Source organism: Ruegeria haliotis, assembly GCF_013377785.1.
GTDB lineage: Bacteria > Pseudomonadota > Alphaproteobacteria > Rhodobacterales > Rhodobacteraceae > Ruegeria > Ruegeria haliotis.
The window spans coordinates 204,025-216,940 of sequence record NZ_JABXWT010000002.1; the positions used below are offsets into that span (position 1 = coordinate 204,025).

Here is a 12,916-nt window from a genome sequence, read left to right on the forward strand (position 1 = left end):
CGTTCAGGTTTGACAGCTGGCAATCAACGCCCGCCGATCCAGCAGCCGAACCCGGCCATACCCAAGCTCGATAAGGTCCAGTTTTGCAAGTCGGCGCAAACAGCGGTGCAATGTAGGTTGTGACACGGCAATCATCTCGGCCAATTCGTCCTGGGACACAACGATCCATTCGCCGGACTTCGACGTCCCTTCATCGAGATGCAATAAACGCAAAACCAGACGTTTCTCTGTCCCGGTGACGGCCAGGTTCGCCATGATACGCAGGGCCGTCTGCATGTTGTCGTGGGTCAACGCGTAAAAGTCGCGGATGTATTCAGGCTTGTCCTGAACCAACCTCGAGATACGTGCGTTCGGGAAAAACAACGCTTGCGTTTCTTGTGTTGTCACAACGCTAACCAACCTTTTTGCGTTAGCGAACAGAGCCAGATCACCGATCCAAAAACCTGCGCCCTCACGGTGCAACACGAATTCCTGCCCATCATCTGCCGGCGCAGTAATCTGAACACCGCCGGATAGTATAGAATAGATCCCGTTTGCGGCATCCCCATGATGATAAAGCGTCTCGCAAGCGTCAAATGTCTTCGCAATCGCGCAACCCATCAGGTCACTTTGAAAAGCAGCGGATCGCTCACCGTACCAACCGGATTCGCCCAATAGCTTCATATTATTCGCTTTATCAAACATTAGTATTTTATGATCTCATCATATGATAGGTTTCAAGACATATTCATAGCTTAGAGTGGGTTTGTTCGAATCCCAGAATTTTTCAATTTTTCACGCACTGGGACCCAACGAATTGCTGGCAGATTTTCAAATGAAAATGGGACGCCATTCAATACTTTTACATCTTCGGGTTTTAAAGAACCCGGTCAGATCAGGAGCATATCATGTCACTACCACATTCGATTGCGGACTGTTGGCGTCGTAATTTGCGCCGGTTCGCTGTGGCGTCGGCCACTGTCGCGCTCGCTCTGCCCGCATGGGCGCAAGATCAGAAACCAAATATTCTGGTTATCTGGGGCGACGATATAGGGCAGTCCAATATCTCAGCCTACACAATGGGTCTGATGGGGTATCAAACGCCGAATATTGATCGCGTTGCGAATGAAGGCATGATTTTCACCGATTATTATGGTGAGCAATCCTGCACGGCTGGCCGGTCATCCTATATCATGGGTCAGTCAGTTTTTCGGACCGGTTTGTCTAAAGTTGGCCTGCCGGGCGCAAAGGAAGGCATGCAGGTCGAGGACCCTACCATTGCCGGTCTGCTGAAAGCTCAAGGCTACGCAACGGGTCAGTTTGGCAAGAACCACTTGGGCGATCGGGACGAGATGCTTCCGACCAATCATGGTTTCGATGAGTTTTTCGGCAATCTCTATCACTTGAACGCAGAGGAAGAGCCCGAGAACGAAGACTATCCCCAAAACCCTGAATTCCGCGAGCGGTTCGGTCCGCGGGGGGTCATCAAATCCAGTTCCGATGGCATGATCGAAGACACCGGCCCGCTTACCAAAAAGCGGATGGAAACCGTGGATGACGAAACAGTTGCGGCTGCGCTCGACTTCATCACGCGCAAGACCGAAGAAGGCGTACCGTGGTTTGTCTGGTGGTCGGGCACTCGGATGCATTTCCGTACGCATGTCAAAGACGAAATGCGTACAAAGGCTGACGAAATTGCCGGCAAGCATATGGACGAGTACCAGGCGGGCATGATCGAACATGACATGCATATCGGCCAATTCCTCGCCCTGCTGGATGAACTGGGGATCGCTGATAACACGATCGTACATTATTCCACCGACAATGGCCCGCATATGAACACTTGGCCGGACGCGGCGATGACGCCGTTCCGGGGCGAAAAGAACACCAACTACGAAGGTGGGTGGCGCGTGCCGTCCATGGTGCGTTGGCCCGGCAACATCGATGCCGGCTCTGTCAGCAATGAAATCATGCATCACATGGACTGGTTGCCGACCTATCTGGCGGTCGCTGGAAATCCGGACATCAAGGAGCAATTGCTGGAAGGGATCAACGTAGCAGAAGTTGGCGGGGGTCGAGACTACAAAGTGCATCTGGATGGATACAACTTCCTGCCTTACCTGACCGGTGAAGTCGAAGAAGGTCCTCGGCACGAGATTTTCTATTTCTCGGATGATGGAGATCTGACCGCGCTGCGCTACGATGATTGGAAAGCCGTGTTCCTCGAGCACCGCTATCCGCAGACTTTGCGCGCCTGGGCCGAACCCTGGACCGAACTGCGTATTCCATTGCTGTTCAACCTGCGCCGCGATCCGTACGAGCGCGCCAATGTAACCTCGAACACCTATTGGGACTGGTACATAGACCGTGTCTACCTGCTGTTGCCAGCGGCTGAGTATGTAGGCCAGTTCCTTGATACTTTCGAAGAGTTCCCACCGCGGCAGAAGCCCGGCAGCTTTACGATTGGCGATGCCAAGGACAAGATCTTCAGTCAGGTCGGTTCCAAGTAAACTCGCAAAACTAGAACCCGCAGCCCCTATCCGGCGCTGCGGGTATTTTGATTTATATACGACATCATTATTGCGTAACATGCGTCAAAGGTAATGGATCATGACAAGAATACTCCCTGCCCTGGCTGTGGCAGTCACTCTGAGTAGTTTCGGAAGTTTCACCGCATCGGCGGATCCACTGCCCAGCTGGGTAAGTTCGGGAACAAAAGATCAAATTGTCGAATTCGTCACGGCTGTAACCACTCCGGACAGCACCGATTACGTAACACCAGCCGACCGCATCGCAGTATTCGACAATGACGGAACACTTTGGGCAGAGCAGCCCGTGTATTTCCAGTTCATTTTCGCAATGGATCGGTTGGCTGAATTGGCCAAACAAGATCCCTCCATCCTGACCACACCGACCTTGCAGGCCGCAGCTAAAGGTGATCTGGAAACCGTTCTGCAGGGCGGCCATAATGCCTTGATCGAGGTCGTGAATGCCTCGCATTCCGGCATAAGTGTCGAAGCCTTTCAGGCCGCAGTGGCAGACTGGCTGGACACGGCCCGACACCCGGAAACCAATCTGCCGTATGATCAGATGACCTATCAGCCGATGGTTGAACTGTTGCGTTATCTGCGTGACGAAGGGTTTCAGACCTATATCGTGTCTGGCGGCGGTCTTCATTTCATGCGTGTCTTTGCCGAAGAGGCCTATGGCATCCCGCCTGAACAAATCCTCGGCACTTATGCCAATACGACCTATGAGCAGGTCGACGGAGTTCCAACCGTGATCAAGGCTCCCGGAATTGCCTTCATCGACGACAAGGGGGGTAAACCGATCAATATCGAGCGTACCATCGGCAAGCGCCCAATCCTGGCAGGTGGCAACTCGGATGGGGATTTCGCCATGATGGAATGGACATCGGCGGGTGAAGGACCGCGTCTGGGCGTTCTGATCCACCACACAGACGCCGCGCGCGAATGGGCTTATGACCGCGAAAGCCCGATTGGAAAGCTGGTGGATGGGTTGGACAAAGGGCCGGGTATGGGTTGGGTCATTGTAGATATGGCGCAAGACTGGTCCCGCATCTACACTGGCGCAAACTGATCGCCCCGGAGTCACATAACCCAATGTGGACATTACTTGTTTCCGCCTTCGTTTTCGCCCTGTATGCTACGGCGGTTGTGTTCTCTTTGCGCGCAGCCCAAACGGCACGCACGTCTCAGGGCGCTGTTGGTTGGGTGGTTTTTTTGCTGTCGGCCCCCTTCTTTGCGGTTCCGCTATATCTGTTTCTTGGACATCACCGATTCCGCGGGTATCGCATTGCCCGCCAGGAAAGCGAGCGGGTGGTCGAGGGCATCAAAACCTTTGCAGATTACTCAAAGCCCGACCCGTCCACGATGCCGATCAACCCTCGCCCCTTCGAATTTCTGGCCCACCTGCCCGTCTCGCGCGGCAACGGGGCGGAACTGCTTATCGATGGGCAGGCCACGTTTGATGCCATTTTCACAGCCATTGACGGCGCGCAGAACTATATTCTGATCCAGTTCTACATTGTCCGTGACGACGTTCTGGGGCGTCAGTTGCAGGAAAAACTGATCGCCGCTTCCAAACGTGGTGTACACGTTCGGTTCATGACGGACGCCGTTGGCAGCTATGGCCTGCCGACCGAATATCTGGAAACCATGCAAAACGCCGGGATTGATGTGGCCAATCCTCGCGACCAGCGCGGGCCAAATTTCCGCTTTCAGCTCAATTACAGAAACCACCGGAAAACCGTGATCATCGATGGCGAAACCGGATTTATCGGCGGTCACAATGTTGGTGTCGAATATCTAGGTCAGGACGCCCATTTCGGCCATTGGCGCGATACGCACATTAAAATGACCGGCCATATCGTGCGCCAGTTGCAATTGATCTTTATCGAGGATTGGCACTGGGCCCACGACGAAGATCTGATCGACGATCTGGACTGGGCCGGCAGCGAATCCGAGCAGGACATGAATGCCCTGCTAGTGGCAACCGGACCGGGGGATGACACCGAAACCGGTGCAATGATGTTCTTCGCCGCCATTGCCGAGGCCAAAGAGCGGTTGTGGATCGCCTCGCCCTATTTCGTGCCGGACATCGACATCATGACAGCGCTGCAGCATGCAGCCATGCGCGGCGTTGACGTTCGCATTCTTGTCCCCGACGTGATCGATCATCGCCTGCCCTGGCTGGCCGCCTTTGCCTATTTTGACGAGATCCGCAACTGCGGCGCCCGCGTGTTCCGCTATACCGACGGTTTCATGCACCAAAAAGTGTTTGTGGTGGATGACACGTTGGCCGCAGTAGGTACGACCAATCTCGACAATCGCTCATTCCGGTTGAACTTTGAGGCGATGGCCTTGTTCTTCGATGCCCGCGCGACCGGCGCCGTTGAAAAAATGCTGCTGGCCGATTTCGAGGACAGTTATGAACTGACGCGGTCTCTTCCTCAGCAGGCGGCTCATATCCGGTTCGGGGCACCACTGGCCCGCCTGTTCGCGCCCATTCTCTAGGAAAAGAAGTTTTCCTGAAACACCCGCGTCATCAGTGCAACCATGTACGCCGTCGATAAGCCGAACGCCAATAGCCCGGTCACAGCCGCAAAAGAGCCGAAGATGCGTAGGCCTTCGCCCAAAACGATGTCCCCATAGCCCAGGGTTGTGAAGGTCACCAGAGAGAAATAGATCGCGCTATTCCAGTCCGGAAGCACATCAAGCAACACCCAAGCAATCGCCCAGATCCACACCTGTATGGTGTGTGTTGCAACGATAAAGCCCAGTGCTATTGCGATCGGCCCGGCCGTAGAAAAAAACACACCGCGCGCGGCCCATTTTCCTTCCATTTTCATGATGGTCACTGTGCACCACGTCAACAGAAGGATTTCGATCAAAAAACAAAGGCCCAGAAAGGTACTGCCCCAAAAGATCTGGTGCGGCAACGTCATGTTTTTACATCCTGAATTGCGGCGGTGACTAACCTGTGCAGAATGGCCTCTGACGCCGCGACGCACAAGCCCGCGCATTCACCAGTTTACCTGCGGCGAAAGGAACCGGCTGCCCGAGTATACTGGACAGTCGGCAAAACTGTTGCACATCCTGCAGTACAAAACGGGGCAGACCATGCTGTTGAGTATCGACAAAGTTCAGAAATCCTATCCCGGCGGGCGACCTGTTCTGCGCGACGTTTCGTTGACGCTCGATCATGGGCAGACGCTGGCCCTGACCGGGGAAAGTGGCAGCGGCAAAAGCACCTTGTTGCATCTGGCGGCGGCCTTGGACAGCTTTGATGGCGGCGAAATCACCTTGGACGGCACACCGCTTTCGCCGCTCGATGATGCTGGGCGGGCAGTATTGCGGCGCCGTAGTGTATCTTTGGTGTTTCAGCAATTCAATCTGATCCCATCGCTGACGGTTGATCAGAACCTGTCATTTCATGCGCGCCTGGCTGGGAACTACGATCCCACCTGGGGCAGTCATCTGGCGGAAAGGCTGGGTTTATCCGATCTGCTGGGCAGCTTCCCCGAGACCCTCTCGGGCGGGCAACAACAGCGGGTTGCCATCGGTCGCGCCATGGCGGCACGTCCCAAGCTGCTATTGGCGGATGAACCCACTGGCAATCTGGACGAAACCGCCAGCGCCAATGTGCTGGATTTAATGCTGTCTCTGGTGGTTGATACCGGGGCAGCGTTGCTGCTGGTCACTCATTCGCAAGAGATCGCCGCCAGACTGGACCGACGGGTGCATTTGGCTGGCGGACACATTCAATGACCGCAGCGATCGTACAGGCGCTGCTGTCGCACTGGCGCACGCATCGTCTGCTACTGGCGACCTTGCTCATCGGCATTGCGCTGGCCACGGGATTGTGGTCGGCCGTTCAGGCCATCAACGCCGAAGCCCGCGCCAGTTATGCACAGGCGAACGCTCAGCTCGCGCTTGGTCAATTTGACGAGCTGCGAGATCCCGCAGGGGATATCCCATTGTCCCGATATGTCGATCTGCGCCGTGCAGGGTGGCAGGTGGCCGCCGTGCTTGAAGGGTCATACCGCGTTGGCGGGCGTAACCTGCGCCTGATGGGTGTAGACATGGTGGCCTATCCAGCCCTGCCCGCCGTGATCGACGCTGAGCAGAGCACAAACCCACCTGATCCCGCTGATATACTGACCGCTCCCGGTCGCTTACTGGTGTCGCCCGATCTGGCCCCCCTGTTGCGCGAGCAGAATGCCCTGCCCCCTATCCTGACCACCACAGCGCTGCCCTCCGATGTTATCCTGACGGACATAGGCGTGGCAGAAACGTTGCTGAACAAACCCGGAGCGATCTCGCGGCTTGTCGTGCTGCCCGACCAGCCGCATGTCCTTCCGCCGCTTTCCGAGATTGCACCAGAACTTGAACGGGTCGGCCCCGCGTCCCAAATAGACACGGCACAGTTGACCGACAGTTTTCATTTGAACCTTTCCGCTTTTGGCCTGCTGTCCTTTGCCGTTGGACTTTTCATTGTTCATGGCACCGTCGGTCTGGCTTTTGCCCAACGACGCGGAATGATCAGAACGTTGCGTGCGTTGGGCGTGTCGATACGGCGTCTGGTGTGGTTGATTTTGGCCGAACTGACCTTGCTTGCACTGATTGGCGGAGCTTTGGGTTTGGTTCTGGGGTTCTTTCTGGCGGGCGCATTGCTGCCTGATGTTGCCGCGACGTTGCGAGGCCTGTACGGCGCACCCGTCACTGGACAGATGTCCCTGCAACCGGAATGGGCGCTGGCTGGGCTCGCAATGGCGGTTTTCGGAACCCTGCTGGCCAGTGGTCATGCACTCTGGCGTCTGTCTCAGTTGCCTCTTCTGGCCGGACCTGGTCTTCAGGCTTGGCGAAGCAGCGGATCGCGGCGCGGTTTCACCGGGATCGCCGGTTTTGCCCTGATCGTTGGCGGTGTAGTCATTTACCTCAGCTTTGGCGGTTTGATCGCCGGGTTCATTCTTCTCGGCGGATTACTGACAGGCGCCGCACTGTTGCTGCCGTTGCTCTTGTCTTTTGCCATATCGCAATTGGCGCGCACCGCACAGGGCCCGGTCGCTCAGTGGGTCTGGGCCGACATGCGCGCACAACTGCCCGGTCTGTCCTTGGCCTTGATGGCTTTGCTATTGGCGTTGGCGGCAAATATCGGCGTCGGAACCATGGTGTCCAGCTTTCGCCTGACCTTTGTCGGGTGGCTGGATCAGCGCCTGACATCCGAACTGTACGTAACTGCAACCGATAATCAGCAAGGCCGCGAGGTTTCAGACTGGCTGCGCCCGCAGGTCGATGCAATCCTTCCTATCCGAAGCGTGGAATTGGAGCATGAGACGGGGCCATTGTTCCTGTACGGCGTCGTCGATGACCCAGTTTACCGGCAGAATTGGCCTTTGATCGCATCCGCCTCGGATGTCTGGGATAAAACCATGGCAGGAAACGCCGTCTTAATAAACGAGCAACTGGCCCGGCGCGCCAATCTTTGGCCCGGAGACGATCTGCAGTTTTCCCCTGCACGTGCTCTGAAAATCGCCGGCGTTTATTCGGATTATGGTAATCCTACCGGCCAGGCCATCGTCTCTATGCAGCAGCTCAACCTGATCTCGCCGGGCGTTGAGACGCGCCGCTTCGGTATCCGCATGGATCCGGGCCGTGCGGCCGAGATGGCACAAACACTGCGAACCCGTTTTGATCTGCCCCGACAGGCCGTTGTCCAGCAGGCGGCGATGAAGGCGCAATCCTTGGCCATTTTCGAAAAGACCTTCGTCGTGACCTCGGCGTTGAATGTGTTGACCCTTGGGGTGGCCGGTTTTGCCATTCTCACCAGCTTGCTGACGTTGTGGACTCAACGCCTGCCTCAAATCGCACCGGTTTGGGCGCTAGGTCTAAACCGAGCGCAACTGTCGCGGCTGGAACTGTTGCGTAGCGTATTGCTGGCGGCGCTGACAGCATGTCTGGCGCTGCCATTGGGGCTTGTGCTGGCGTGGGTGTTGTTGACTGTCATCAACGTGCAGGCCTTTGGCTGGCGCTTGCCGATGTATGTGTTCCCATGGGATTGGATTGTCCTGCTTTTGCTGACCTTATTGGCTGCGATGATTGCCGCCGCCCTACCCGCACTGCGAATGCTACGCCTGCCACCTGCCGATTTGCTGAAGGTGTTTGCCAATGAACGTTAGAACCCTGCTTGTGGTCCTGTTGTTCTTGTTTCCCGTCGCAAGTTGGGCGCAAGGTTATGCCGATCTTGGCGGATCTGCTGAAGGGTTTGATGTTCCGCAACGCGGCTATCAGTTCGACTTTCCAAAAGATCACGGACCACATCCCAGCTACCGGATCGAATGGTGGTACCTGACCGCAAATCTTCAGGGCGCCGACGGGCGCGACTACGGGATACAATGGACGCTGTTCCGATCAGCCCTGAAACCAGCCGAGACACAGAGCTGGCAGAGCCCCCAGTTGTGGATGGGCCATGCCGCCGTCACCACCCCTGACACACATTACTTTGCCGAACGTCTGTCGCGCGGCGGGATTGGGCAGGCGGGTGTCACGGCGCAACCTTTCGAAGCCTGGATTGACGAATGGCGTATGGCGGGGCTTGATTTTGACGCTCTGACCCTGTCCGCCAATGGCGCGAACTTTGGTTATAACCTGTCTCTAAACGCCCAAGATCCGTTGGTTTTTCACGGCGACGCAGGATATTCGGTAAAATCCGCCGATGGGCAGGCCAGTTACTACTACTCGCAACCGTCCTACGCGGTCGAAGGTGTCTTGCATCTGCCTGAAGGAGATGTCGCTGTCACCGGTGAAGGCTGGTTGGATCGCGAGTGGTCCTCTCAACCCTTGGCCAGCGATCAAAGCGGATGGGATTGGTTCTCGCTCAGCTTCGAGGATGGAACCAAGCTGATGGCGTTCCGCCTGCGGGGCGGACGTGGCGATTTCACGTCGGCCACCTGGATCGACGCTGAGGGGACTGCTGTGGCACTGCCCGACGGATCTGCCAGTTTCACATCGCTTGAGACCGCGCGCGTCGCGGGACGGGATGTACCAGTGCAATGGCGCGTGACGCTGCCAGACCGTGGGGTTGATGTCGAAGTGTCCGCCCTCACACCCAATGCCTGGATGGCCACACGCTTTGAATACTGGGAAGGTCCGGTTACTGTCTCAGGCAGCCACAAGGGGCGCGGTTATCTGGAAATGACCGGATACTAGTCCGAGCCGTCACCTAGGTGCCGCACCCGTTCCTAACGCGTGCGGCTAGCCTTCAGTCTTTCCTAGGGGCTACGTGCATGTATCGATCGGCACCGATAACACGAATTACCGAACCACGTAGACCGAAACGCTCGAGTGCCGTACGACCCGCGCAGCATTCGGACCCAACAGGTAGTCTTTCAAGTCGGGCTTGTGCGCCCCGATCACGATCAAATCGGAACCCGCACTTTCGGCCGTTTTCAGTATTTCCTGATAGGCTGTGCCAGTGGCAACCACATGTCGGATCTTCTCGTTGCGATCCGCGTCCAGGTTCGCCGTACAAAGTGCCGTCAGCTTTTCATGTGCCTCTTCCAGCGCTTTGTTATGGAAATCAGATTCGAAAAAGCCGGATACCCAGCTTTCTCCGAAATCCGGCAGCACGGTGACAACATCCAGCTGCGCACCATCCAGATCAGCCAGCTTCGCCGCGATCTTCAGAACTGGCGCGTCCAGCTCTCCGTTGCTGATATCTACGGCGCAAAGAACAGAGTTTATCATGCCGGCACCTCTTGTCTTGCGGCACGGCCGCGTTGAAGGAAGGCGATCAAGCCCAGCAGGATCAAGGCCGGGATAAAGATCAACTGTTTTGGAGGTTGGCTGGACGGAAGACTGACCGAAGTCAGGCGCACGGCCTCATCCCCGTAATAGTCGAAGTTGTCCAGATCATCAGCAACCGGCGAGCCAAACATCGGTTCGTCCAGTTTGACCAACCCATCCTCGGCAGTCAGCAGCAGACCCATGGCCTCGACCCGGGCTGCACCACCCTCTTCGTTGCCAACCGGGACGACCACAGTGGTGTCGACCATCTCCAACGTATCGAAATCCGGGCCTGCGATGACCAGCCGAACTTCTGTGCCCGGAGGGGTCTCGCCGATGGTTTCTTCGAACGCAGCAGGCTCGACCATGGTATAGGGGGGGGCGATGCGATCCATGAAATAGTCCGGCCGGAACAGGGCAAAGGCCACAAAGATCAATGCAATGCTTTCATAGATCCGGCTCTTGGTCAGGAAATAGCCCATTGTTCCCGCAGTAAAGACAAGGATGGCTATGGTTGCAGATATAGCGACAATTATCCCCTCAACCCATGTCACGTCGATCAACAGAAGATCTGTGTTGAAGATGAACACGAACGGCAATGCCACGGTGCGCAGGCTATAGAAGAACGCGATGAACCCTGTCTTGATCGCATCGCCGCCCGACACGGCGGCCGCGGCGAAACTCGCCAAACCGACAGGCGGGGTCACATCAGCCATGATGCCAAAGTAGAAAACAAAAAGGTGTACCGCGATCAGCGGAACGATCAGCCCGCTTTGTGCGCCCAGTTCCACAACCACACCGGCCATCAGCGAGCTGACGACGATATAGTTCGCCGTTGTCGGCAAGCCCATACCTAGGATCAGGCTCAGGATACCAACCATCACCAGCATCAGGATCAGGTTACCGCCCGACAGAAACTCGACCAGATCGGCCATCACCTGTCCGACACCCGTCAGAGTTACTGTCCCCACAATCACGCCCGCTGTGGCCGTTGCCAGAGCGATACCAATCATGTTTCGGGCCCCATCGATCATGCCCTGCCACAGGTCGGCAACGCCATCGATGAACGTGTCGTACAGATCGCTCTGCCCACGGAAGATCGCCTTGAGAGGCTTTTGAGTTAGCAGGATTACGAACAGCAAGGTCGTTGCCCAAAAGGCTGACAGACCCGGTGATTTCTGTTCGATCATCAGGAAATAGACCAACACGACAATCGGCAGCAGGTAATGAAGACCGGCTTTGTAGATCTCGGCGATCACTGGCAGCGTAACTTCCTTGGCGTTTGGATCATCGGGTTCGAGGTCCGGCACCTGCGCAGCAAGATACAGCAGTGCAACATAGATGGCGCAGATGATCAGGCTGAGAATCAGACCGGCATTTGTCGGTGCAATGCTGGTGACCGCCTCAACCGGGAATTGTGACCCGTAACACAGCCCTGCAAAGACCAGGAAGAAAGACAGCATCCCCACAACGGTGCGCGCAAGCTTAACGTCGCGATCACCCAGTGTGGGCATGTTCCGCTTAACGGCCTCAAGATGCACGATATAAACCAGCGCTATGTAGGAAATCGCGGCAGGCAGGAAGGCGTGGGTAATCACCTCGACATAAGAGATGCCAACATATTCCACCATCAGGAAGGCAGCGGCACCCATGACCGGCGGCATGATTTGACCGTTCACGGATGAGGCAACTTCGACCGATCCCGCCTGTTCGCTGCTGAAACCCACCCGCTTCATCAGCGGAATGGTAAATGTGCCGGTTGTCACGACGTTGGCGATGGACGAACCCGAGATCAGGCCAGTCGCAGCCGAACCCACCACAGCCGCCTTGGCGGGGCCACCGCGCAAGTGACCAAGTGCGCCGAAGGCCATCTTGATAAAGTAGTTCCCTGCCCCGGCTTTATCGAGCAAGGCGCCAAACAACACGAACAAGAACACGAATTTGGTGGAAACACCCAAGGCAATGCCGAACACACCTTCGGACGTAATCCACATGTGGCTCATAGCCTTTTTCAGGCTGGCGCCTTTCCACCGGATGACTTCCGGCACCCATTCCGATGACCCGAAGAACACATAGACCAAGAAGATTGTCGCAATGATCGCCATGGCGGGGCCAAGAGCTCGACGCGCGGCCTCGAACAGCAAAAGCAGGCCCACCAAAGCGACCCATTTGTCGGTGTTGTCGGCAAGGCCGCCCGCGTTAACGATCTTATCGTAAAAGAAGTAACCATAGAGCGCGACAAACGCGCCCAGAAGCCCCATGATCCAATCCTGAATGGGGATGTAATTTCGCGGGCTGGATTTCAGCGCAGGATAGGCTGCAAAGGCCAGAAACAAGGCAAAGGCCAGATGAAATTGGCGGGCATTGTTGACGACGCTTCCGGGCAACACATAGTTGGATATTGGCGAAGCCAGAACCACCTGAAAAATCGACCAGATCGCGGCGACGATTGCCAGAAACAGACCCACGTTTCCTGCCGGATCACGTGCGCCCGCATCTGAGGATGCGACCAATTCCTGTAGTTCTTCTTCGGATAACGGACGATTGCCCTGTTGGTCAGCGCTCATCAAATCTCTCCCCGTCCTGCGGCCAGTTTCCGGCGCGATTTATTAGTTCCGGTGTTTCACCGG

The 12,916-nt window shown here is 56.3% G+C and carries 10 protein-coding genes; 6 read left to right on the forward strand and 4 right to left on the reverse strand.

The annotated features are described in order from the left end of the window. Positions 1-3: 3 nt before the first annotated feature. Positions 4-663: a Crp/Fnr family transcriptional regulator gene (locus HW561_RS05990; RefSeq protein WP_235962825.1), complete on the reverse strand. Its 660-nt coding sequence runs from the start codon at positions 661-663 to the stop codon at positions 4-6. 224 nt (positions 664-887) lie between these two features. Between HW561_RS05990 and HW561_RS05995 the strand changes: the two genes are divergently transcribed. The 3 genes from HW561_RS05995 (at position 888) to cls (ending at position 5,015) form a co-directional block, all read left to right on the forward strand. After that, positions 888-2,489: an arylsulfatase gene (locus HW561_RS05995; RefSeq protein WP_176862702.1), complete on the forward strand. Its 1,602-nt coding sequence runs from the start codon at positions 888-890 to the stop codon at positions 2,487-2,489. A 100-nt stretch (positions 2,490-2,589) separates the two neighbouring features. Next, positions 2,590-3,579, forward strand: coding sequence for an HAD family hydrolase (locus tag HW561_RS06000; RefSeq protein ID WP_176862703.1), 990 nt, complete (start codon positions 2,590-2,592; stop codon positions 3,577-3,579). 23 nt (positions 3,580-3,602) lie between these two features. Next, positions 3,603-5,015 carry a cardiolipin synthase gene (gene cls, locus HW561_RS06005; RefSeq protein ID WP_176862705.1) on the forward strand — a complete coding sequence of 471 codons (1,413 nt, stop codon included), beginning with the start codon at positions 3,603-3,605 and terminating at the stop codon, positions 5,013-5,015. Here cls and HW561_RS06010 read toward each other — a convergent pair. Continuing rightward, positions 5,012-5,446, reverse strand: coding sequence for a two pore domain potassium channel family protein (locus HW561_RS06010; protein ID WP_176862707.1), 435 nt, complete (start codon positions 5,444-5,446; stop codon positions 5,012-5,014). The genes cls and HW561_RS06010 overlap by 4 nt on opposite strands. A 175-nt stretch (positions 5,447-5,621) precedes the next feature. On the opposite strand from HW561_RS06010, the gene HW561_RS06015 reads away from it, so the two are divergent. Genes HW561_RS06015 through HW561_RS06025 form a run of 3 tightly spaced genes read left to right on the forward strand, consistent with a single transcriptional unit; the run spans position 5,622 to position 9,710 of the window. Beyond that, on the forward strand, positions 5,622-6,269 hold the full coding sequence (locus HW561_RS06015; protein ID WP_176862709.1) for an ABC transporter ATP-binding protein: 648 nt from the start codon (positions 5,622-5,624) through the stop codon (positions 6,267-6,269). Continuing rightward, positions 6,266-8,680, forward strand: a complete 2,415-nt coding sequence (locus HW561_RS06020) for an ABC transporter permease (RefSeq protein ID WP_176862711.1) — start codon at positions 6,266-6,268, stop codon at positions 8,678-8,680. Before HW561_RS06015 ends, HW561_RS06020 begins: the two co-directional genes overlap by 4 nt. After that, on the forward strand, positions 8,670-9,710 hold the full coding sequence (locus tag HW561_RS06025; RefSeq protein ID WP_176862713.1) for a lipocalin-like domain-containing protein: 1,041 nt from the start codon (positions 8,670-8,672) through the stop codon (positions 9,708-9,710). Before HW561_RS06020 ends, HW561_RS06025 begins: the two co-directional genes overlap by 11 nt. A gap of 105 nt (positions 9,711-9,815) precedes the next feature. Here HW561_RS06025 and HW561_RS06030 read toward each other — a convergent pair whose 3' ends face one another. Next, positions 9,816-10,247 (reverse strand): universal stress protein, encoded by a 432-nt coding sequence (locus HW561_RS06030; protein ID WP_176862715.1) that lies wholly within the window; start codon positions 10,245-10,247, stop codon positions 9,816-9,818. After that, positions 10,244-12,853 (reverse strand): TRAP transporter permease, encoded by a 2,610-nt coding sequence (locus HW561_RS06035; protein WP_176862717.1) that lies wholly within the window; start codon positions 12,851-12,853, stop codon positions 10,244-10,246. The genes HW561_RS06030 and HW561_RS06035 overlap by 4 nt, the downstream gene beginning before the upstream one ends. Positions 12,854-12,916: the final 63 nt, after the last annotated feature.